Here is a 20,569-nt window from a genome sequence, read left to right on the forward strand (position 1 = left end):
ATCGGCTCAGGGCGCATCGGGCCCCTCGAAAGGTTGCGTGTCGGTCCATGCACAGCCGAACCGCGTGTCCTCGCCGATCTTAAGCGTCACGGTGTAGGGATATGCGCGATCGCTCATGCCGTCCAAACATTCGCCGGGTGTGATCGTCATGTCGAAGGGCCGCCGGTCGAGTGTGCCCGAATAGCCGAGCCCGCCCTGCCCCGTGAAACGCCTGACCTGGATCGTCGAGCCGTCGATCTCCTCTGGCGTCTGGTAAGTAAGCCGCTCGCCGCTGACCGATCCGCCCCAGAAAGGCTCGGTTCCGGTGAAATTGACGGTCTCGGTCGCGGCGATCCCATCAAAACCTTCGGGCGAGGTGCCCGGCGCGCCATCGCCATTCTCGTTTTGGCAAGCGGCAAGCAATGTGCCGCTCAAAATGGCGGTGGCGAGCAGGGTGCGGCGCATGCGCTTTCCTTCGAAGGAGTTCGGTGCTTGGTTCTACACCACGAGTCTATCGTGGTCGACGCGCCGGCGGAAGCCGGGCCCTGTCCGGGAACGCTGGCCGCGGTTTGAGGTTGGAAAGGCAAGACAAATTCGTGGAAGGAGTTCAAGATCATGCGTGTCCTGCCGTACTTCGTAGGTGCCGCAGCCGTGGTCGCGATCGGTGGAGCCGTCGCGGGCGGAGCGATCGATACGACGCCGCGCAAGATCCACGACTCGACCACGGTTCCCGGCAACAGCATCTCCTTTGGCGAGCGGGAAAGGACCCGGCAGATCAGCGCAAATCACTATCCCCTCAGAACGCCGGACGAGACCGTAGAAGTCGCCGAGCTTCGCGAGCGTGGATTGTACAGCCAGGATCGCTACGCGAGGTCTTATTACGTCGATGATGCCGGAACCGAGGTCGAGGATTTCGACTTCGCCGCTTACGAAACCGAAGAGCGGCGCTGGGAAGCCGGGCAGCATCGTACGCATGGTCGACAGCGCATTGCGTCGCGCCAGACCGAAACTCGCCGGGATGCGACTCGCCCGCTCGATCTGCAACGTCCCGCGCAAGTGGCCGAGGCCGAGGTGCAGTACGTATCGCGCCCGGTCGTGCAGGACACCAGCGGGATGTCGGGGCGCTAAGGCGCAGACCTCCCGGCACGAAAAAGGGCTCCCGGTCGGGAGCCCTTTCTCTTTTTGCCTGGCTGGTTGCCTTATTCGGGCATCAGCACCGTATCGATGACATGGATCACGCCGTTCGAGGCGTCGATGTCGGTCTGCGTCACGGTTGCGGTATTGCCGGCCGCATCGCGCAGGACGACATTACCGCCTTCCATCATCGCGGTCAGCTCCGCACCATTGACGGTGGTGATCGTGTAGCCTTCCTCACCGGCAGCTTCGATCGCTGCGGTCAGCGCGGCGGCATCGGTCATGCCTTCGACCACGTGATAGGTCAGGATGCTGCCGAGCTGGTCGGTATCTTCGGTGGTGAGCGTTTCGAGCGTACCGTCGGGCAGCGCGTCGAACGCGGCGTTGGTCGGCGCGAACACCGTGTATTCGCCACCCGAGAGCGTCTCGCCCAAGTCGGCAGCGGTCACCGCCTCGACGAGGGTCGAGAAGTCGGGATTGCCCTGCGCCACTTCGACGATCGTGCCGCTGGCGGTATCTTCAACGGCCATCTGGTCGGCGGCCATTTCGTCGGTCATCGCGGTATCGTCTTCGACGGTGTCCGATTCCGCACATGCGCCGAGCGAAAGCGCGGCGACGGAGGCGAGGGTGATTGCAAACTTCTTCATAGCTGCGTGTCCTTGAGTATTGCTCATGGGTCCGACGCGACCGAATGGCCGCGCCGTGCACTCGACTTACGGTTGCGGCGAAACGATGTTCCGAATTTGGCGAGAACATGGCACAAAGCACGTAGTCGCCGTCGCACCGCTCACGCCAACAGCCCGATTACCAGGGTTGCGCCGCCCAGCCCGAGCGAGAGCGGGATTCGCAGCCACATCCACCAGTCGGGGGAAATCGGGGCGAGCGCACGATCGACGAACAGGCTGCCGAACAGCGCGATCCCGAGCACGACCAGCGAAGGTCCAGGCCACTCGCCTGCAAAGATCCATGGCAGGTAGGTCGCCAGCGCGATCAGACTGGGGGCGACAGCCGCAATCCACACCCAGCCACTTACGCGGTCGCCGCGGGCCAGCGACGCCGCCGCCAGCCCCCACCACATCCCGCCGAGGAAGCTGAGGATCAGCGCAGCATAGCCCCAGGCTATTCCCAGCGCGGCATAACGCCACTCGAGCGGCCCGGCGACCAGCGCCGCGAGGCAGGCGAGCTGTGGCAGCAATCCGGCGAGCCCCAGCCAGCGGGGCCATGCGGGGACGCCGATCATCGCATCTCAGCTTCGGCCGACGAGCTTGTTGAAGTCGTTGCCCGTCTCTTCGGACACGATCAGGGCGAGGTTCTTGTTCTCGAATTCCTCGAGCCAGTCGTTCCAGTCCACCGCTTTCAATCCTTCATCGACCTGGCCGATCGAGACGCGGATCAGCCCCAGTCCACCGTCATCGTCCATCGTATCGGCGACGACGCAGGGCGTGGCATTATGCTCTTTGGCCCATGCCAGGATTTCTTCGCGTTGCGTGAGTGTGGTGCTCGACATGTCGTGGGCCTTCCTCTGGATGTGGCGTCATACCCTTCTCAAGCGCAGGAGGCGCGACGCATGTTCCCCGAAGGGTGCCCGCACCTATCTCTCCACCCGGCCGATCACGCGCATGCGGCACCGGTCCGCGCGCGTGGCGGAAGGCACGATCACATCGACCAGCTCGCCCGTGCACAGGCTCGGCCCGTAACGGCTGTCGATTGCGACCCGCTGCGCGAAATCGATGTCGAGGCATGTGCCGACAGGCTCGAGGACGAAGTTTTCGTTCACTCCGGTATCGACGAAGATGCGCTCTCTCCCGCCGGGCCCGTCGGGGGCATTGGAAAAGCCCCGGACCGATCGGGTGAAGAAGCACTGCTTGCTGGTATCGAGCCCGGCGAGCGTCTCCGGCGGTTCCTCGACAGCCGGAGCGCAGGACGCAAGGGCGAGCGCGCAGCCGAGGGTCGCGAAAGCGGTGAGGGTACGGAACATTGCGGGCCTCCTGATAGGCGTGCCAGTGCGGATGAAGGCATAGCACGGCGTAACGGCAACCCGCCATATGCCCTGGGAATAGGCACCAATGGCGCGAGGTTTCGGTTTTTCGCGTCTCGCAACCCCACCACATAACACAGTTTCGAGACGCAGGGTCGAGAACGAAAAGAACTCCCGCCGACCCGCGCCGAAAGAATGGATATGAAGGATGGAACGGCGGAACATATTGTTCGGCATCATCCTCCGATGGTGCGGGGTAGGAAAGCCTAAGTTACAAAATGGTGCATTGCGATGCCGCACCGCGGAACATATGGGGTTGCGCACCATTCCGATTCTTTCCCCCGCACCAGAAGGACCCCGCATGACTTTCCGACCCGCTCTCGCCGTGCTGCTCGCCGGCAGCACCATCCTCGCCGCATGCGGCGACACCGCCGCCGAGCAGGAAGCCGAGCAGACCGAAGACGCGATCGAGGCACAGGCCGCGGCCGATGTTGCCGATGCCCCCGCCGAAGAAATCCTCGGCGTGACCGAAAAGCAGCTGCTCGACGCCGACCTCGTCGATGCCGACGGCAACGAACTGGGCGAGATCAAGCTTGTCGAGCGCAACGCAATGCGCACGGTCACCGGCCTGCTGGTCGAGCTCGAAGATTCCGACCGCTACGTGACGGTCAAGCTGAGCGACGTGACGCCGCGGCCCGACGGCGACGACTTCGAGCTCGAATCGTCGCTGAGCGCGGGCCAGCTCGCGTCGCTTCCCGATGCCGAGTTCGTGCCCAATGGCGACACGATGACCGGCGCCGGCGCGATGTAACCCGCGCAGGGTAGTCTACAGAATTTCGACAGGCCCGCCCTGGCACCAAGCCGGGGCGGGCTTTTTCTATGCCTGCGTGGCAGGCCGTCAGGCGGTCTCGCCGGCCGGCTCCGCAGCCTTGTCGCGGACGAGCTTGGCGCGTTCCTCGGCCACGCCGCGCGCGTGTTCTGCCAACCCGCGCCAGGTCTTCGCCGCGCGCAATTCGCGCTCGCGCACCCGGTCGAGCGTGGCGGCCTTCGCGGCGGCATCGGCGTCGGCTGCGCGCGCGCAATAGAATTCGTAGGATTGGGCCATGGGGAGGTCTCCGGTCGTGAGCGCGTGGTGAGGGGCGGGGGCGGAAAGAGAAAGGGCGCCGCCTCGTGGTGAAGCGGCGCCCTTCGAAAGATCAGTCGGCGGCGGAAAGGTTGATCGCGCTTTCCTTGCCGTTGCGGCCCTGCTCGACTTCGTAGTTGAGCCGCTGGTCCTTATCGAGCGACTGCATGCCCGCCGCCTGCACGGCGGTGATGTGGACGAAGCTGTCGTTCGAGCCGTCGTCGGGCTGGATGAAGCCGTAGCCCTTGTCGGCGTTGAAGAATTTTACGGTGCCGGTCTTGGCCATGGGTGTGTCCCTTTCATGGAACGAGTGGTTTCCCACGAGACAGCGTGCCCCGTGGTTCGTGCGTCAAATCGTCCGATGAAAGGAAAACGTCGTCTGGTTAACGCCGGGGCCGGAGCTGGTGGCTCGGATGGCAAGCGGCGAGTCAAATTACGAAGTCCGTCGCAAATTTCGACGTCAGCGGGTGCCATGTAGCACGGCTGCATCCAATCACCTAATCGCGTTCTTGGATCGCCCGAAACGCCCCGATCGGCCTGCATGACAGGGTGACACGTGTCACCCACCTGTCACCCTTGCCGCCGCTCTGCCAAGCCCTTGAAATCACGGCGCTTTCCGGTCACGCGGCGCCACTAGGGTGACAGATTCGCAGAATTCGCCCGTTTTTTTCCCGCCACGCCCGGATCGCCCCCGCCGCGCGCTTATGGGCGGCCCCGGCGGCGGTCAGTCTCCGCCTCATCGCGCGTGTGGCGCCGCATGACCGCCTCGGCCAGCTTGGCATCGTCGCCGTTCGCCCGCGTGCCATCCTCGTCCTGCCACACGACCGGCCCGTGCTCGACCTGGTCGAGCATCGCCTCCCACCGCTCCGACCAGAATTCCGCCGCCGCGCCATAGCGCGAGAGCCGCTGCGCCCCCAGCGAATTGCGGCGCGCCAGCAGGAAGACGGTCAGCCGCTCGTCATAGCGTCGCCGCGTGCCGACCTGCTCGCCGCCGTGAAACACCGGCTCCTCCACCCCGTGCAGCGCGCGTTCGAGCGCGGCCTGGTGAAGCGCATCGTAGCCATGCTGGAAGGCCGCCTCCCACGCGATATCGAAGGGTTCGCCCTTCAGCCGGTTGCGCAGTTTGTAGGCCGACTGGCGCGACATGCCGACGGCCTTTGCCGCCGCCGTCACCTCCTGCCTCGCCGCGAGCACGCGCAGGAACTCGGCCATCTTGGCCTTGGTCCAGCGGTCTTCGGGCGCGACGTGAATGGCGCGGGTTTCGGGGGGCGTGCGGGCGGAGGGTTTTTCGGGCGTGCTCATCGCACAGGTTAAGGCAGATTTGCGCGAAGTAGGAAAGTCGGGCGTGCGCTCCCCGCGGTCCGCCCGCCGGCCCCGATGACGAATTGATGCACGTGTTTGCCCCGAAGGGGCGTACACACCCGGTGGGGCATACCGCCCCGATTGGAACCGATATGGCCAAGGGCCAGCAGAAGAAGAGCCGCGAAGCACGCAAGCCCAAGAAGGAAAAGGTGAAGACCAACGCCTCCAACCCCAGCACCAAGCCCGGTAGCATCAAGGGGCTGGAGAATATGAAGAACGGCTAGCCGCGAAATGGCGGGGGCGCCCGGCTTTCCCGCCGGCGGCCCCCGGCCTTCCTAGCGGCTGAGGCGCCTGCGATTGGCGTGCACCGGCTTCGCATAATGCGCCAGCGCGCGCCCCGTCGCCTCCTCGGCGGACTGGTTCGCGCCGCCCGCCATGATCGCGGGCATCAGCGTCATTGCGGCGGTCATCTTCTCGATCACCATCCGCTCCGCCTCGCTCTCGGCCAGCTTGCCGCCCGTCATGATCCGCATCGATCGCAGCCAGATAACGTAGGACGCCTCCATCGAGAGCGCCCAGGTATCGAACGCGAGCCGCGTCCACGAAACGGCGGGAGATTGGGTCATGGGAGAGTTCCTCAGGGTGCGGCGGAATGCTGCACTGCAACAACGCACGGTTGCGCGGAAGGTTGCGTGGGTATCGTTGGCGACCGGTGCCTGCCCGGCCTAGTCCGCGCGGGTGCGCCTGCGCTGTCGGTCGCGTTCTGCCACCGCGAGGGAAAAGTCAGTGTAGCGATAGGATCCCACCTGGTATTCTCTGGTCTGGACGATGGTTATGCCATCGATCCTTGCGCCCTTGGGCGCGTGGGCCTGCGCGCCACCTTCATTCTCCCACTCTTTGACCTCCGTCGCGAGGGTGGCAGCGAGGGGGGCAGCGGTTTGCACAGGCTTCATGGCGTATCCTCGGCCAATGCCTCTCCGTAAATGATGGTAGACCCGTCCTGCGGCAGTGTGCGGCCCTTGCGCAGGAGCCGGGTTCGCTCGGCATAGAGCTTTATGAGATCGAACTGGTTGTCGTGTCGGTCGCTTGGTTTCGCATCGCCCGGTCGGGCGGTGGCAGCCCGGTTCGCGTCGCTCGATTCACTGCGGTCCATGACGCGCTCCTGCAAATGGATATCTTCAGATGATGAAGGGGAACGGGGGCGCGATGGCACGCGCCCCCGAAATCCGGTTCAGGCTTTCTGTTTCTCGGCCTGTTCCTTCTGGCCGCCGCCGTTGCCAGCCTTTTCATGCTGGAGCGACGTCGCATGCGCCTTGCCGCCGTCGACCTGGCGGGTTTCGTAGCCATAGCTCTGGCCCACGCGAGGTTCCTGACCATTGTCCTTCAGGTCGGACTTGTTGAACGGCAGCGCATCGCCACCCTTTTCGGGGGTGATCATGCCAGCGCCCTTGGCGGTGTCGTACGAGTGGATTTTGCCGGTATGCGACATAACAATGTTCCTTCTTCTTACACATGCAACCAGAATCGGCCGTTTATGCGTTAGCTTCAAAGTTAAAAAGAAAGAAGGGGGTGTTTTTTTGGAAACCCGATTCGGACTATCAGACTCATTGGCAGTCTTAGATATGGTGTTTCAGTACTAATTCACAACTGCCCGGAGTTTTTTATTTTCGTTTTATCAATTTATATTGGCCTCTTCGTTCAGACCAATGGCATCGCAGGGCTAACGAATTTGAAGACCGGCTAGCACGCACCATGGTGGGCCCGGCGCACAAGACGCGCTAGGGCCGGTGCGATGGACAACGCTCGCTCGCCCGAACCCGGCCATGAAACCGGCCCCGGAACCACTGCCCCCGATCCCGGCGCCATCACCATTCTGGTCGATGCCGACGCCTGCCCGGTGAAGGACGAAATCTACCGCGTGGCGCAGCGGCTGGACGCGCATGTCCGCTTGGTCAGCAACAGCCCCTTCCGCGTGCCGGTGAGCGAGCGGGTGAAGCGCGTGGTGGTGGACGACGGCTTCGACGCGGCGGACGACTGGATCGCCGAGCACGCCTCACCCCGCACGATCGTCGTCACCGGCGACATCCTGCTGGCCGAGCGCTGCCTCAAGACGGGTGCGACGGTGCTGGCGCATAACGGCAAGCCGTTCGACGCGGCGAGCATCGGCGCAGCGGTCGCCACCCGCGCGATCATGGCGGACCTGCGCGCGGGGATGGACGGGGTGGGCGGCGGCCCTCCGCCGTTCGGGAAGGCGGATCGATCGCGGTTCTTGCAGGAACTCGACCGGGTGCTGGTGAAGCTGTCGCGCGGCTGAGGCGGCGCGCTAGGCCTTCTTCGCCTTGTGCGCCGCAATCGCCTCGTCGATCTGCGCGATCCGCTGGCGCTGGGGCGTGTCTCTCGGCAAGCCCTTCAGGCGGCATTCCGCCCACAGCTTGCGACGTTCGGATTCGAGGTTTTTCAAATAGAGATCGGCCATCGGCGCGCTATGGCCGCATCGGTTCGCGCTGGCCAGTGGGGTTGGCGAGCGAGGGCATGCTTGGCGCAGCAAAAACTCTGCGCGCCGTCCAGCGGACTTTGCATCACCCGAAGTCTTTACTTTGCAACACGCCCCTGCGAGGTCCGGCTTCGTTCGAGGTGGAGGAAAAATGCCGATGAAACGGATTTCGTGGCCGAGCATCTGGGCCATCCTCGCGCTGGCACTGGCAAGCCTCCCCTCGACGGCCTCAGCGCAGGAAGCGGACTCCGCGCCGGTCACGATCCTGCGCGCCGCGCACCTTCTGGACGTGCGCGAGGGCGTGCTGCTCGACGATGTCGCCGTCGTGATCGAGGGGGGCGAGATCCGCTCGGTCACTCCTGCAGGCGAGCTGCCGCCGGGCGCGGAGGTCATCGATCTGGGCGACGTCACCCTGCTTCCCGGCCTGATCGATGCGCACACCCACCTGCTGCATCAGTACCGGCGCGAAAACGGCAATGACGACGCGAACCGCATTCTCGAAATCGTCGAGATGAGCGGGGCCGACCGCGCACTGCTCGGAGCCAGCATCGCCCGCGAAATGGTGGAGGCCGGCTTTACGACGGTTCGCGATCTCGGGAATTCGGGCACCAGCAACGACGTCGCCCTGCGCGACGCGATCGCACAAGGGTGGGTCATCGGGCCGCGCATGTACGTCTCGACCCGCGCGCTCGCCCCGATCGGAGGGCAGTTCGGCACGATCGAGGAGGTGGCCCTGCCGCTCGTCGAACGCGAATATGTCCAGATCGAGGGACCCGAAGAAGCTCGCGAGGCGGTGCGGCGGGCGATCTACGACGGCGCGGACTGGATCAAGGTGATCGTCAATTCCGGTCCGATGATCCTTGCGCCCGAAGAGATGGAAGCGATCGTCGACGAGGCGCACCGCGCAGGCGTCCGCGTCGCCGCGCACGCGACCAAGGGCGACGGACCGGCCATGATCGCGGCGCGCGCGGGTGTCGACACGATCGAGCACGGATATACGATTTCCGACGACGTGCTGAAGGTGATGAAGGACAATGGCATCACCCTCGTCCCGACCGACAGCGAGACCGCCGAGCATCATCAGGCCCGCATCCGCCGTGCGATGGCCGCAGGCGTGCCGATCGCCATCGGATCGGACCTCTACTACAAGGTGGAAGGCCAGACCCGAGGCGAGGAAGCGGCGCAAATCTACCCGCGCTATGTCACGGCGGGCATGTCCAATCTCGAGGTCGTGCGTTCGGCCACGCTGGTCCCGGGCCAGCTGCTCGATCCCAGGGGCAGGATCGGCGCGGTCGAACCCGGCGCCTGGGCGGATATCATCGCGGTGCGCGGCAATCCGCTGGAAGACATCGGCGCGCTGGAACGGGTCGAATTCGTCATGAAGGACGGCGCGGTGATCGTGAACCGCATGAGCGCAAGCTCACCCTCGGCAGCCGGAGGCACCGCGGTCGATTGATCGGCTGCGGGCTCCGGCCGGAGCCCCCTCACTCCCCACCCGCAATCCGCCGATGCTCGTCCACGCTGCGCCGCATCTCGCGCGCCTGCAGGTGCAGCGCCTTGTTGCTCAGGCGGATCTCGCGGCTCTGCTGGAAGAAGCCGAGGACCAGCCACAGGAACGCGAGCGGGCTGGAGACGCCGCCGAGGAAGTCGCCCAGCTCGTTCAGCCTGAGGTCCGCCGGGTTCTGCCCCTGCGCGACGAGGTAGATCACCAGCCCGACCCCATAGAGCGCGGTGAGCCACAGGCCGATCACCGGCAGGCGGCGGCGCTCGCGCCGGTCCTCCTTGTAGGGGTCGTCGAGAATGGCCTCGGCATCGGTGTCGGTCGGCTGGTCGCTCACGGTCGATCCTCTCCTGCGCGCTCCTCCGCGCTCGGGTCGCGCGGTGTCAGGTGTTTGCGCCAGTCGATCCGCGCGAGCAACACCAGCGCGCCCAGCATCGCCACCTGCAGCGCAATGCCCAGCGGGCTGGAGATCGCCTCGCGCACCACGTCCCCCATGCTCGTCGCGCGGATGGTCTTCGCGGTGAGGCCGTAGACCGTGTAGCTGACGATCCGCCCGGCGAAGAAGGCGGCGGTGAAGGGAAGCAGCGGCAGGCGCGCGAGCCCCGCGGCCTCGAACAGTTGTGCCGAGGGTACGGGCGACAGCGCGAACAGGCCGAGCGCGAGGATGCCGCCTCCCCGCCGCCGTTCCAGCGCCTCCCGCGCGGCGGCGAGGTTGGCCTGGGTCTCTGCCGAGAGGAAGCGCGTACCCAACGCGCGGGTCGCGTGGCCGAGCGCGAAACGCCCGCTCGCCGCGGCCAGCGCGCCGATGCCGACCAGCGCGGCGAGCGGCAGGTCGCTGTTGAACGCGTAGAGCGCGATGATCGACCAGGTCGGCGGCCCGAACGCGGGCAGCAGGTTCACGCCGAGGACGAGGGCGAAGAAGACGAGATATTCGCTCATCCGCCTGCCGCCCCGCTACTGCCCCGGCACATCGCCGCCGGCCATGTCAGTTCCCGGCCAGCGTCGCGGCGACCAGCGCGTTGGCGTGGCCGTGGCCCATGCCGTGCTCTTCCTTGAGGAAGCTCACCAGCTCCATGTGCTTCGCGGGCTGCCGCGCACGGATCAGCGCCTGCCATTCGGCGATCGGCTTGCCGTATTTCGCCTCGATCGAGGGAAAGTAGGACGCAGGGCCCCTGGGCTTGTCGGCGGGCATGACCAAAGCTCCCATGCTGGCTGATCTGACGCACCGTGAGTAGCGCGAGAATGCGCTGGGCGTCCAGTTGCCGCACGAGGCGACAGGTGGCGGGAACACCGTGCGACACGCGGCTCCCTGCCCGCCGCCCCGCACAACTGCGCCAGCGCCGCAATCCTCCTCGATGCCGACGCTTGCCCGGTGCGGGAGGACATCTGCCGCGTGGCGCAGCGCATGGGCGCGCATGTCCGCGTTGTCGGCAACAGCCCCGTCCGCGTGCCGGTGCGCGAGCGGGTCAAGCGCGTGGTGGTGGGCGACGGCTTCGATGCGGCGGATGACTGGATCGCGGAGCACGCCGGCCCGCGTAGCGCGGTGGTGACCGCCGACATCCTGCTGGCCGAGCGCTGCCTCAAGGTGGGCGCGACGGTGCTGCGCCACGACGGCCAGAGCTTCGCCGCCGCCAGCATCGGCAGCGCGATTGCGACGCGCGCGATCATGGAGGACTTGCGCGCGGGGATGTACGGGGTTGGAGGCGGGCCTCCGGCGTTCAGCGAGGCGGACCGTCGCGGTTCTTGCGGGCGCTGGACCGGGTGCTGGTGGTGATGGATCCGGCCGCTTGCCCGAGCCCCTGAAACGCCCCCTGATCGAACGGGCCGTCTTCACCTGTTTTATCCGGCCCTTGCACCGAGCGCTCAGGCCAACGAGAAAATCTTTGCCATCCCGTCAACATCGGGGGTACCAATTACCGGATGACCAGTAGGAAAAATAAGCTCAACAACGATTTGCCGCTTGATGCAAACTTTGTCGAGCAAGCCGAGTACATCCCGCAAGCTCAGTTCCGTGACCTTAGCGCGATCCATCCTGACGAGGACAGCATTGTTCGCCGACTGATGGTTGGAGGCGCTAAACTACTCGTTGGCCCACGCGGCTGCGGCAAAACGACACTATTGCTGAAAGCATATTACAAACTTCTTGATAATGATGCTCGCAATTCCCTGCCGGTATATGTTAACTTCAAGCTCTCACTCAAGATGGAGCCTCTGTATCTTGAGACTTCAAACGCTTCATACTGGTTCAAATCATGGCTCAATTTGAAGATACTGGAAGGACTCTACAGAACTATCGACGAGATAGAGGATTTAGAATTACCTTCCGATCTGCCTTCGAAGAAAACTGTTCGTCGGTCTATAGATAATCTCGAATCGGCGCAGACTGATCGGATTATTGACCCTGAGAGGTTTTCGACCGAAGCAGTTGTTACTTACCTTACCGAAGTCGTTGAGCTTAACGGCCTTACTCGCTCCGTCCTACTACTTGATGACGCCGCCCACGCCTTCTCTGCTAAACAACAAGAAGATTTTTTTGAGTTCTTCCGCCAAGTCAAAAGTAGGGAGATTTCTCCCAAGGCAGCCGTTTACCCCGGTGTAACGACATTTTCGCCTGCCTTCCATGCCGGTCATGACGCTGAAATCATAGACGTTTGGTTTCGTCCCGATAGCAAAGACTATGTCGAATACATGTCCGCTATGGCTGAGAAGCGCTTTAACGGAGCACTACCCCAGACTCTTATTGAGGTCTCTGACGCTCTGCAATTCCTCGCCTACACTTCTTTTGGCATTCCTCGCTCTTTTCTTAATATGTTGAGAACAATTTATCACGAAGAGTCGAAGCATACGGTCAAGGGTGTATTGGAACGCAGGAAAATCCTTGAAATAGCGAAGGAAAGTCGCGAGCTTTCTCATAACGTTTATGAGTCACTTACTCATAAACTCCCAGCTTATCGGGATTACGTGAGCGCCGGACAAAAAATTTACCAAGGCCTTCTTTATAGAATTAAAGATTACAACCGCGATCGCCCCTCTTCGGAACAGGCTCTCGAAGTAGGCCTAAGGCGACCATTAACTCCTGACTTGGAGAAGATAATAAGCTTTTACCAGTACGCAGGATTGTTAATGCCCGCGGGGGAGAATAGTAGAGGCGTTAAAGGAGTCTTCGATCTCTATCTGGTGCATTTTGGCGACCTAGTCACCGAGAATGCCATAATCGGCAAGAGAAGCAAATCTATCGCAAGCTTTGTGCAGGCGTTCGAAGGTCAAGGTCACCAAGCTTGGCCAAGGATCTCGGCCGATACACTACTCAGCGATTTTCTGGGTGGCGAATCATTCGGGTTGGCGCTTCCGAATTGCCAAGTTTGTGGGGCCGAGAGGATATCCGAAAGCGCTAAATTCTGCCAAAATTGTGGCTCGCGGCTCAAGAACTCCTCGATCTATGAGACACTCACTCGACAGGATATATCGGTTCTTCCGTTGAGTGACAGAATGGTCACGCGGATAAAAGAGAATTCGAACATTCGAACCGTCCAGGATATTCTTATCGATACTGACAGGACAAGTCTAAGAAGCATTCATATGATCGGCGAGATTCGCGCCGCAATGATTTCCAATTATGCGGAAGAGTACGTGGCGTAATGGAGATCCCTGATTTCGCGAACTCCTCGTCTCAGACTGAAAATTTGGGTGATATCCAAACCTACACTGCTGAGAGTTCGCGAGGCACGCCAATCGACGACTATCTTTCGGCAGTCACAGAGTTCCTTAATTTCGGTACGCCAGAAAGGCTTTTGGCCAATCCTTTTTTGGGGAGACTTCTGGCACTTGCCATTATCGCCGAAGCGGAAAATTATATTCGGTTCTGTTTAGCCCACACGCTGGAGCTATGCCCAAGGAGCCAAGCAGCTTGCGCCACTCAACAGATCAATCTTGGTGGTCTGCTTTGGCACGGAAAATCGGCATTCGGACGAAGTGCCTTTGAGCATCTGTCATTTGCTTCGAAAGATGATATTCGAAAAGCCTATAGGAACTTCGCGGATTTCCCGTTGGACGATAGTAAATTCCAGATCGTGCTGAACGAATTCGAAAAAGTCTGCCAACTTAGACATGGCATCGTCCATGGCGGGGGCTTTATGCCGGGTCGCAATGCAGTGGCGCTTGGTGTTCGGAAGACAGTAAGACCTCAGAAGATCGTGGTGGGATACGCGGAACTTCAGTCGATAGCTGCGGTCGTAGGCGCTCTAGTTTTCACTCTCAACCGGGGACTTTTTGCAGAAATGTGCAAACGATGGGCGAAAGATTGGCGTGAGTTACCAACTTGGGATGCGACCGAATCTGATCGTGCATTCGCGAAAATATGGGCAATGTTCCATTCTAAGAGAGAAAATTTAACTCGTCCTGGACGCTCATTCATTACGAGGAAGAACTGCAAACTTGAGATCGAGAGTGTTTACGGATTGTCGTGATCACCTGACGTTACCCCTCCGGCAAATACAACTTCTCACCCTTCTCCCGGTAAACCTCGCTCATCTCCTCCATGCCCTTTTCCGCTTCCTCGGCCTCTTGCGGAGAGGTCTCGCGCTTGATGTTCTCGCTTGCGAGGTAGCTGTCCGAGTTCTGCTTGGCGGCGAAGTCGCGCACTTCCTGCGTGATCTTCATCGAGCAGAATTTGGGGCCGCACATCGAGCAGAAATGCGCGGTCTTGGCGCCTTCCGCGGGGAGGGTCTGGTCGTGGTACTGCTCGGCGGTGTCGGGGTCGAGCGACAGGTTGAACTGGTCGCGCCAGCGGAATTCGAAGCGGGCCTTGCTCAGCGCGTCGTCGCGGACTTTCGCTGCCGGGTGCCCCTTGGCGAGGTCGGCGGCGTGGGCGGCGAGCTTGTAGGTCACCACGCCCACCTTCACATCGTCGCGATCGGGCAGGCCGAGGTGCTCCTTGGGCGTGACGTAGCAGAGCATCGCGGTGCCGTACCAGCCGATCTGCGCCGCGCCGATGCCGCTGGTGATGTGGTCGTACCCCGGCGCGATATCGGTGACGAGGGGCCCAAGCGTGTAGAAGGGCGCTTCGCCGCAGGCCTCTAGCTGCTTGTCCATGTTCTCCTTGATCTTGTGCATCGGCACGTGGCCGGGGCCCTCGATCATCACCTGCACGTCCTGCTCCCAGGCGCGCTTGGTGAGTTCGCCCAGCGTGTAGAGCTCGGCGAACTGGGCTTCGTCATTGGCGTCCGCGATGGAGCCGGGGCGCAGGCCGTCGCCCAGCGAATAGGCGATGTCGTACGCCTTCATGATCTCGGTGATCTCGTCGAAGCGCTCGTAGAGGAAGCTCTCCTTGTGATGCGCGAGGCACCATTTCGCCATGATCGAGCCGCCGCGGCTGACGATGCCGGTGACGCGCTTGGCGGTCATCGGCACGTAGGGGAGGCGCACGCCGGCGTGGATGGTGAAGTAGTCGACGCCCTGTTCGGCCTGTTCGATCAGCGTGTCGCGGAAGATTTCCCAGGTCAGGTCCTCGGCAATGCCGCCGACCTTTTCGAGCGCCTGGTAGATCGGCACGGTGCCGATGGGGACGGGCGAGTTGCGGATGATCCATTCGCGCGTGTCGTGGATGTTGCGGCCGGTGGAGAGGTCCATCACCGTGTCCGCGCCCCAGCGGATCGACCAGACCATCTTGTCGACCTCGTTGGCGACGTCGCTGGCGACGGCGGAGTTGCCGATATTGGCGTTGATCTTCACCAGGAAGTTGCGCCCGATCGCCATCGGCTCGCTCTCGGGGTGGTTGATGTTGTTGGGGATGATCGCGCGGCCCCGCGCCACTTCGTCGCGCACGAATTCGGGGGTGATGAAATCGGGGATCTCGGCCCCCCAGCTCTGCCCGTCGCGGTCCTGCGCGATCTGTTCGCGGCCCAGGTTCTCGCGCTCCGCCACATATTCCATCTCGGGCGTGATGATGCCCTTGCGCGCATAGTGCATCTGGCTGACGTTCGCGCCCGCCTTGGCCCGGAGGGGCCGCTTCACCACGCTGGGGAATTGCGGCACGCCGCCCGAGCGATCGGGGCCGAGCTGGCCGTTATCCTCCGGCTTCACTTCGCGCGCGTCGTATTCCTCGACATCGCCGCGGCCCATGATCCACTCGCGGCGCAGCTGCGGGAGGCCGGCGTTGATGTCGATCGCCGCATTCGGATCGGTATAGGGGCCCGAGGTATCGTAGACGCGCAGGGACGGCTCCCCGCCCTCGAGGTCGATCTCGCGCATGGCGACGCGCACGCCGGAGCCGGTGCGCGCGGCGACATGGACCTTGCGGCTGCCGCGGATGGGCCCGGTGGTGACGCCGATTTCGGTGCGCTCGATTTCAGTGCGTGCGGGGATGTCGGCCATGGGGTCTCTCTCCAAAAAATCATCGGAGAGAGGCGGTTTCCGGGTGCCGAAAGCCGTCCCTCCCTCCGCCCGTATTACCGGGATCAGGTTCGACGGGTCGCGGCCTATTCCGCTCTCAACCTGCGTTTGCGCGACAGGCTCCCCGGGGATGGAGGGACACTAGGCCGCCACCACGCCCGCGTCAAAGCCCGATCGCATCCAGCAGCACCTCGTACCAGTTGCCGCTCGCGTAATCGCGGAAGGGCATGGTGTTCTGGTAGCCCCATACGCAGCCGTCGATATCGGCGGCTGCGAAGGCGTCGGTCACCGCCTCGTAATACTCCGCTCGCTGGGCCAGCGGGACGCCTTCGTAGACACCGTATTCGCCGAGGAAGAGCGGGCGGCCCGAGCGCGCCATGTAGTCGCGTGCGCGCTGCACGTCGGCGGCAAGCTGGTTCCGGTCGGCGGCGCTGCCCCAGCTGACGCCCGTGGGCTGGACGGGCGTGATCCACGGTGCGCCCTGGTGGGTAAAACCGAATGGGTCGTAGTAGTGGAAGGTCGCGATCAGGTAGGGATCGTCGGGCACCTCGAAACTCGCAAGCGAGCCGATCCCGCTATAGGATTGCCCGCCGACCACCACGGGCCGCGTCGGGTTGGTCGCACGGATCTCGTCCAGCGCATCGGCGTAGAGATCGGGCAGGCGCGCGTTGGTGAGGTTGTCGTAGGGCTCGTTCATCAGCTCGAACCAGACCTCGGCGTCCTTGTCCCCGAACCGCTCGGCCACCTGCTTCCAGATCGCCACGAAGCGATCGTGCTCGGCGGTGGGGTTCGCCATCAATTCGTCGAAATTGTGATTGTCGAGGATCACCCGCAGGCCTTCGGCGCGCGCGGTGTCGACGATGTGTTCCGCCCGGTCGAGGAAGGCCGCGTCGATCGTGTAGGGGGGCGTGGTCTGCTGGTGGCCGGAGAAGCGCGCGGGGAAGCGCACGGTCTCGAAGCCCCCGGCGGCGATCGCTTCGAGGTCGCTGTCGCGCAAGCGCGGGCCCCAGTCGCCTTCGTTCGGGGCCTCGAGGTAATTGGCGAGGTTGATGCAGGGGCCGAGCTGCGCATCCGCCTGGCTGAGCGCGGAGGAGGACGGCGTGGGTGAGGGTGTCGGTACAGGCGTCGGCGTCGGTGTAGGAACGGGAGCGGGTGTCGCGACCGGTGCCGGGGGCGGGCCCGCATTGTCCCCGCCGCATGCCGCGAGCGACAATACCATTGCTGTTCCCAGCAGATGCCTTGCCGGCCATCGGCCAGCGGTCTTGCGCCGCATGGGCCCGCTCCTTCTCCCTTATGATGATAGCGCTATCATAATTACTTTCGGTTGGAAACGCAGCCGATTGACGCGGCGCGGCGATATCCGCAGGCTGGCGCGGTCATGCCGTCCCCCGTCCCGCTTCCAGATACCCCGCTTCCGGATGCGGAGGTCACGCTCCACCGGTTCGGGCGCGAGCGTGAGCCGGTGGTGCAGATCGACGGCTTCAGCGGCGATGTGGAGGGGCTGCTCGACGCTGGGCGATCCGCCGGTTACGCGCCGGCGGGGGCGTTCTATCCCGGCCTGCGCGCGCCTGCAGATCCGGCCTATCTCGACCGGCGCAGGGACATCGTCGCCGAGATCCTGCGCCGCGTGTTCGGCTTTCGCGAGCGGATGCGGGTGGAGGCGGCGAGCTATTCGCTGGTGACGCTGCGCGAGGACGCGCTCTCGCCGCTCCAGTGCGTGCCCCATTTCGACGATACGGGGCCGGGCGTGGTCGCGGTGATGCATTACCTGCTGGGGCCGGAGAGCGGCGGGACGGCCTTCTACCGCCACCGGCGCACCGGGTTCGAAGCGATCACGCCCGCGCGAAAGCCGCGCTACGACGCCGCTTTCGCGCATGACGAGCGCGAATTCGGCCCGCCGCCGCGCCGCTATTACTACGGCGACAGCGAGCGCTACGAATTGATCGGGGAGATCGCCGCCGCACCCGACCGGCTGATCATGTATCGCGGGCGGCTGCTCCATTCGGGCATCATTCCGCAGCCCGAGGCGCTCTCGCCCGACCCCGCCGGGGGACGCCTGACGATCAACATGTTTCTGGAAGGGAGCTGACGTGCTCCCCGATACGGTCAGTCGAGCGCGTCTTTCGCCTTCTTGCCCGCGAAGAGGCCGATCAGCAGGAAGACCACGAACAGCACCGCGCCGATGATCGCGAGCCACATGGCGATGTCGACGAAAGCGCCGGCGAGCCCGCCGAAACCGAGGATCGCGGCGATTGCGGCGACGACGAGACACATGATGGCGAGCTTGATCATGCTGGTAAGAACCGGAAACGCGAGCTTGGGTTCCCCTGCCCCGCACGCGTTCCGCGAAGGTTCAACCGCGATGCGGCCCTGACGAATTTCGCACCCCGCCCCTTGCGCATGTCGCGCCATTCGGGCCTGGTCGCCCGCTCGACCCCGCCGCCAACCCCGACGGAGCCACCATGACCGAATTCCCGCCTCCTGCCGAAGATCAGGCCGCCGAAGACATCTCGCCCGAGGCAAACGTCGCGCAAAAGCGCAACGCCTTCACCCGCTTCCTCGACGGGGTCGAATGGCTGGGCAACCTCCTGCCCCACCCGGTGACCCTGTTTGCGCTGCTGGCGCTGGGCATCGTGCTGCTGTCGGGCCTGTTCGGCGCGCTGGGCGTCGCGGTGGTCGATCCGAGGCCCGCGGGCGCGCCGGGGGTGGCCGAGGACGGGATGATCCGCGCGGTCAGCCTGATGAACGGCGATGGCTTGCGCCGCATCTTCACCGGGCTGGTCGACAATTTCACCTCTTTCGCCCCGCTGGGCGTGGTGCTGGTCGCGATGCTGGGCGTCGGCGTAGCGGAGAAATCGGGCCTGCTGAGCGCGGCGGTGCGCAGCCTCGTGCTGGGCGCGCCGCCCAAACTGGTGACGGTGACGGTCGTCTTCGCCGGGATCATCTCCAACACCGCGAGCGAGGTCGGCTATGTCGTGCTGATCCCGCTGGGCGGCGCGATCTACTACGCGCTCGGTCGCCATCCGCTGGCGGGTATGGCGGCGGCTTTCGCGGGCGTATCGGGCGGCTATTCCGCCAACCTGCTGATCGGCACGATCGACCCGCTGCTGGCCGGGATAACCGAGGAAGCGGCGCAGCTGCTCGACCCCGACTATACCGTGCTGGCGACCGCCAACTGGTATTTCATGGTCGCGAGCACCTTCCTCATCACCGCGATCGGCAGCGCGGTCTCGATCTATATCGTCGAGCCGCAGCTGGGTAAGTTCGATACGTCGAAGGCCGATCCCGACATCCTCGACGAAGGGATGATGCAGCCGCTCCAGCGCGAGGAGAAGAGGGGCCTGCGCTGGGCAGGGATCGCGATGCTGGGCGTCTTCGCGCTGATGGCGCTGACGCTGTGGCCCGAATGGGGCGTGTTCCGCAATCCGGAGACCGGCGACCGGATGGATTCGCCCTTCTTCGACGGGTTCGTGGTGTGGATCCTGATCTTCTTCGTGGTGATCGGCTATGCCTATGGCCGCGCCGCGAACACGATGAAGAGCGACCGCGACGTGATCGACGCGATGGCGGGCGCGCTATCCTCGCTGGGCCTCTACATCGTGCTGGTGTTCTTCGCCGCACAGTTCGTGGCCTTCTTCGGCTGGACCAACCTCGGCGGGATCACCGCGGTCACCGGCGCGCAGTTCCTCAAGGATACCGGCATGACCGGCCCGGCGATGTTCTTCGCCTTCATCGGCATCTGCGCCTTGATCAACCTGTCGCTGGGCAGCGCGAGCGCGCAGTGGGCGGTGACCGCGCCGATCTTCGTGCCGATGCTGATGCTGATCGGCTATTCGCCCGAAGCGATTCAGGCCGCCTACCGGATCGGCGATTCCACCACCAACATCATCACCCCGATGATGAGCTATTTCGGGCTGATCCTGGCGTGGGCGGCGCGATATCAGAAGGACCTGGGCGTGGGCACGCTGATAGCGATGATGCTGCCCTATTCGATCTGCTTCTTCGTCGCGTGGTCGATCTTCTTCTACCTGTGGACCTTCGTGCTGGGCCTGCCGGTGGGGCCGGGATCGCCGACCTACTATCCGGCGGGCTAGGCCTCAGAACGTCTCCAGCCGCGACAGCGCGACGAAGATCAGCGCCGCGCCCAGCACCGCGGAGATACCGGCCCAGACCTCGCTCGCGCCCGCCAGCGCCCAGCGGGCGAAGGTCACGAAGCGCTCCCCCGCGGCCAGCAGCGCGATGCCCTCGACCACCAGCAGCCCGCCCAGCGCGGCCACCGCGATGAACAGCCAGTCCTCGGGCCGCCAGGGCGTGATGAGGTAGATGCACGCGCCCAGCGTCAGCGTGAAGATGCCGGCGATGAAGCGCATGCCCGGCGACGTTTCGAAATCGGTCAGCATCCCGTTCCACGTTCCCGGCATGCGCAGCTCGCCCATCGCGGCGGCAAAGGAATAGATGCCGAGGAACATAACGATCCATGCGGGAATGGTATCGGCCGTGGCCATGATGCGAGTGGCTCCTGCAAATGTGTCGGGTGGGCCGCCCACAGGGCATCGCGGCGCGCTTGCGCCTGCCGATCCGCGAGCAGCCCACCCCTGCCCCTGTTCCCCGACGATCCCGATTGCGGGGGCACAAACCCCCTTGCCGCCGAACGGCACGCCCCGCCCC

At 63.9% G+C, this 20,569-nt stretch carries 28 protein-coding genes, 1 pseudogene and 1 riboswitch; of the genes and pseudogenes, 10 read left to right on the plus strand and 19 right to left on the minus strand.

What is annotated here, in order from left to right:
• Positions 1–6: 6 nt before the first annotated feature.
• On the minus strand, positions 7–444 hold the full coding sequence (locus DL238_RS00345; RefSeq protein WP_115490451.1) for a COG3650 family protein: 438 nt from the start codon (positions 442–444) through the stop codon (positions 7–9).
• Positions 445–594: 150 nt separating this feature from the next.
• Here DL238_RS00345 and DL238_RS00350 point away from each other — a divergent pair, with 150 nt between their 5' ends.
• Positions 595–1,107 (plus strand): hypothetical protein, encoded by a 513-nt coding sequence (locus tag DL238_RS00350; RefSeq protein WP_115490452.1) that lies wholly within the window; start codon positions 595–597, stop codon positions 1,105–1,107.
• 71 nt (positions 1,108–1,178) lie between these two features.
• Here the strand turns inward: DL238_RS00350 and DL238_RS00355 are convergent, their stop codons facing one another.
• From DL238_RS00355 to DL238_RS00370, 4 genes are all read right to left on the minus strand, one after another.
• The gene (locus DL238_RS00355) at positions 1,179–1,760 is read right to left on the minus strand and encodes a fasciclin domain-containing protein (protein WP_115490453.1); all 582 of its coding nucleotides are present in this window, start codon (positions 1,758–1,760) and stop codon (positions 1,179–1,181) included.
• A gap of 140 nt (positions 1,761–1,900) precedes the next feature.
• Positions 1,901–2,353 (minus strand): DUF3429 domain-containing protein, encoded by a 453-nt coding sequence (locus tag DL238_RS00360; protein WP_115490454.1) that lies wholly within the window; start codon positions 2,351–2,353, stop codon positions 1,901–1,903.
• Between the two features lie 6 nt (positions 2,354–2,359).
• Complete coding sequence (locus DL238_RS00365; RefSeq protein ID WP_115490455.1) at positions 2,360–2,620, minus strand: hypothetical protein; 261 nt, start codon at positions 2,618–2,620, stop codon at positions 2,360–2,362.
• 84 nt (positions 2,621–2,704) lie between these two features.
• Positions 2,705–3,091, minus strand: a complete 387-nt coding sequence (locus DL238_RS00370) for a DUF6491 family protein (protein ID WP_115490456.1) — start codon at positions 3,089–3,091, stop codon at positions 2,705–2,707.
• A 361-nt stretch (positions 3,092–3,452) separates the two neighbouring features.
• Between DL238_RS00370 and DL238_RS00375 the strand changes: the two genes are divergently transcribed.
• Positions 3,453–3,902, plus strand: coding sequence for a PRC-barrel domain containing protein (locus tag DL238_RS00375; protein WP_115490457.1), 450 nt, complete (start codon positions 3,453–3,455; stop codon positions 3,900–3,902).
• 87 nt (positions 3,903–3,989) lie between these two features.
• On the opposite strand, the gene DL238_RS00380 is transcribed toward DL238_RS00375, so the two are convergent.
• The 3 genes from DL238_RS00380 to DL238_RS00390 form a co-directional block, all read right to left on the minus strand.
• The gene (locus DL238_RS00380; protein ID WP_115490458.1) at positions 3,990–4,196 is read right to left on the minus strand and encodes a hypothetical protein; all 207 of its coding nucleotides are present in this window, start codon (positions 4,194–4,196) and stop codon (positions 3,990–3,992) included.
• A 91-nt stretch (positions 4,197–4,287) separates the two neighbouring features.
• A complete protein-coding gene (locus tag DL238_RS00385) occupies positions 4,288–4,500 on the minus strand; it encodes a cold-shock protein (protein ID WP_115490459.1) in 213 nt (70 codons plus the stop codon).
• Positions 4,501–4,916: 416 nt separating this feature from the next.
• On the minus strand, positions 4,917–5,516 hold the full coding sequence (locus DL238_RS00390) for a hypothetical protein (protein ID WP_115490460.1): 600 nt from the start codon (positions 5,514–5,516) through the stop codon (positions 4,917–4,919).
• 152 nt (positions 5,517–5,668) lie between these two features.
• On the opposite strand from DL238_RS00390, the gene DL238_RS16470 reads away from it, so the two are divergent.
• Positions 5,669–5,800, plus strand: coding sequence for a hypothetical protein (locus DL238_RS16470; protein ID WP_267897111.1), 132 nt, complete (start codon positions 5,669–5,671; stop codon positions 5,798–5,800).
• A 51-nt stretch (positions 5,801–5,851) separates the two neighbouring features.
• Here the strand turns inward: DL238_RS16470 and DL238_RS00395 are convergent, their stop codons facing one another.
• The 3 genes from DL238_RS00395 to DL238_RS00410 form a co-directional block, all read right to left on the minus strand.
• Positions 5,852–6,142 carry a hypothetical protein gene (locus DL238_RS00395; RefSeq protein ID WP_115490461.1) on the minus strand — a complete coding sequence of 97 codons (291 nt, stop codon included), beginning with the start codon at positions 6,140–6,142 and terminating at the stop codon, positions 5,852–5,854.
• Between the two features lie 323 nt (positions 6,143–6,465).
• Positions 6,466–6,669 carry a hypothetical protein gene (locus tag DL238_RS00405; RefSeq protein ID WP_115490463.1) on the minus strand — a complete coding sequence of 68 codons (204 nt, stop codon included), beginning with the start codon at positions 6,667–6,669 and terminating at the stop codon, positions 6,466–6,468.
• 78 nt (positions 6,670–6,747) lie between these two features.
• Positions 6,748–7,005 carry a cold-shock protein gene (locus tag DL238_RS00410; protein WP_115490464.1) on the minus strand — a complete coding sequence of 86 codons (258 nt, stop codon included), beginning with the start codon at positions 7,003–7,005 and terminating at the stop codon, positions 6,748–6,750.
• A 375-nt stretch (positions 7,006–7,380) separates the two neighbouring features.
• On the opposite strand from DL238_RS00410, the gene DL238_RS00415 reads away from it, so the two are divergent.
• The gene (locus DL238_RS00415) at positions 7,381–7,830 is read left to right on the plus strand and encodes a YaiI/YqxD family protein (protein ID WP_234031076.1); all 450 of its coding nucleotides are present in this window, start codon (positions 7,381–7,383) and stop codon (positions 7,828–7,830) included.
• A 9-nt stretch (positions 7,831–7,839) separates the two neighbouring features.
• On the opposite strand, the gene DL238_RS15965 is transcribed toward DL238_RS00415, so the two are convergent.
• On the minus strand, positions 7,840–7,992 hold the full coding sequence (locus DL238_RS15965) for a hypothetical protein (RefSeq protein WP_181883769.1): 153 nt from the start codon (positions 7,990–7,992) through the stop codon (positions 7,840–7,842).
• Between the two features lie 175 nt (positions 7,993–8,167).
• On the opposite strand from DL238_RS15965, the gene DL238_RS00420 reads away from it, so the two are divergent.
• The gene (locus DL238_RS00420; RefSeq protein WP_181883770.1) at positions 8,168–9,466 is read left to right on the plus strand and encodes an amidohydrolase family protein; all 1,299 of its coding nucleotides are present in this window, start codon (positions 8,168–8,170) and stop codon (positions 9,464–9,466) included.
• 28 nt (positions 9,467–9,494) lie between these two features.
• Here the strand turns inward: DL238_RS00420 and DL238_RS00425 are convergent, their stop codons facing one another.
• The 3 genes from DL238_RS00425 to DL238_RS00435 are packed head-to-tail and all read right to left on the minus strand — an operon-like array spanning position 9,495 to position 10,703.
• Complete coding sequence (locus DL238_RS00425; RefSeq protein ID WP_115490467.1) at positions 9,495–9,848, minus strand: hypothetical protein; 354 nt, start codon at positions 9,846–9,848, stop codon at positions 9,495–9,497.
• Positions 9,845–10,450 (minus strand): hypothetical protein, encoded by a 606-nt coding sequence (locus tag DL238_RS00430; RefSeq protein ID WP_115490468.1) that lies wholly within the window; start codon positions 10,448–10,450, stop codon positions 9,845–9,847. Before DL238_RS00430 ends, DL238_RS00425 begins: the two co-directional genes overlap by 4 nt.
• Before the next feature lie 46 nt (positions 10,451–10,496).
• Positions 10,497–10,703 (minus strand): DUF4287 domain-containing protein, encoded by a 207-nt coding sequence (locus DL238_RS00435; protein ID WP_115490469.1) that lies wholly within the window; start codon positions 10,701–10,703, stop codon positions 10,497–10,499.
• A gap of 117 nt (positions 10,704–10,820) precedes the next feature.
• On the opposite strand from DL238_RS00435, the pseudogene DL238_RS00440 reads away from it, so the two are divergent.
• The 3 genes and pseudogenes from DL238_RS00440 to DL238_RS15875 all read left to right on the plus strand — a co-directional run bounded on the left by DL238_RS00440 (position 10,821) and on the right by DL238_RS15875 (position 13,977).
• A pseudogene (locus tag DL238_RS00440) lies at positions 10,821–11,314 on the plus strand (DUF188 domain-containing protein).
• Positions 11,315–11,431: 117 nt separating this feature from the next.
• Complete coding sequence (locus tag DL238_RS00445) at positions 11,432–13,150, plus strand: zinc ribbon domain-containing protein (RefSeq protein ID WP_115490470.1); 1,719 nt, start codon at positions 11,432–11,434, stop codon at positions 13,148–13,150.
• Positions 13,150–13,977 carry a hypothetical protein gene (locus DL238_RS15875; protein WP_147290953.1) on the plus strand — a complete coding sequence of 276 codons (828 nt, stop codon included), beginning with the start codon at positions 13,150–13,152 and terminating at the stop codon, positions 13,975–13,977. Before DL238_RS00445 ends, DL238_RS15875 begins: the two co-directional genes overlap by 1 nt.
• Before the next feature lie 10 nt (positions 13,978–13,987).
• Here the strand turns inward: DL238_RS15875 and thiC are convergent, their stop codons facing one another.
• Both thiC and DL238_RS00455 read right to left on the minus strand, forming a co-directional pair.
• Positions 13,988–15,883 carry a phosphomethylpyrimidine synthase ThiC gene (gene thiC / locus DL238_RS00450; protein WP_115490471.1) on the minus strand — a complete coding sequence of 632 codons (1,896 nt, stop codon included), beginning with the start codon at positions 15,881–15,883 and terminating at the stop codon, positions 13,988–13,990.
• A gap of 43 nt (positions 15,884–15,926) precedes the next feature.
• A riboswitch (TPP riboswitch) is annotated at positions 15,927–16,038 on the minus strand.
• A gap of 26 nt (positions 16,039–16,064) precedes the next feature.
• Positions 16,065–17,174: a glycoside hydrolase family 5 protein gene (locus DL238_RS00455; RefSeq protein WP_234030896.1), complete on the minus strand. Its 1,110-nt coding sequence runs from the start codon at positions 17,172–17,174 to the stop codon at positions 16,065–16,067.
• A gap of 105 nt (positions 17,175–17,279) precedes the next feature.
• Between DL238_RS00455 and DL238_RS00460 the strand changes: the two genes are divergently transcribed.
• Positions 17,280–17,990, plus strand: a complete 711-nt coding sequence (locus DL238_RS00460) for a DUF6445 family protein (RefSeq protein ID WP_147290954.1) — start codon at positions 17,280–17,282, stop codon at positions 17,988–17,990.
• A 17-nt stretch (positions 17,991–18,007) separates the two neighbouring features.
• Here DL238_RS00460 and DL238_RS00465 read toward each other — a convergent pair whose 3' ends face one another.
• Positions 18,008–18,193, minus strand: a complete 186-nt coding sequence (locus tag DL238_RS00465; protein ID WP_115490473.1) for a DUF1328 domain-containing protein — start codon at positions 18,191–18,193, stop codon at positions 18,008–18,010.
• Between the two features lie 170 nt (positions 18,194–18,363).
• Here DL238_RS00465 and DL238_RS00470 point away from each other — a divergent pair, with 170 nt between their 5' ends.
• Entirely contained in the window at positions 18,364–19,995 is a 1,632-nt protein-coding gene (locus DL238_RS00470; RefSeq protein ID WP_199801346.1) for an AbgT family transporter, read from the plus strand.
• A gap of 3 nt (positions 19,996–19,998) precedes the next feature.
• On the opposite strand, the gene DL238_RS00475 is transcribed toward DL238_RS00470, so the two are convergent.
• Positions 19,999–20,406, minus strand: coding sequence for a hypothetical protein (locus DL238_RS00475; RefSeq protein ID WP_115490474.1), 408 nt, complete (start codon positions 20,404–20,406; stop codon positions 19,999–20,001).
• Positions 20,407–20,569 lie beyond the last annotated feature (163 nt).

Source organism: Alteriqipengyuania lutimaris (assembly GCF_003363135.1).
Classification (GTDB): Bacteria; Pseudomonadota; Alphaproteobacteria; order Sphingomonadales; family Sphingomonadaceae; genus Alteriqipengyuania; species Alteriqipengyuania lutimaris.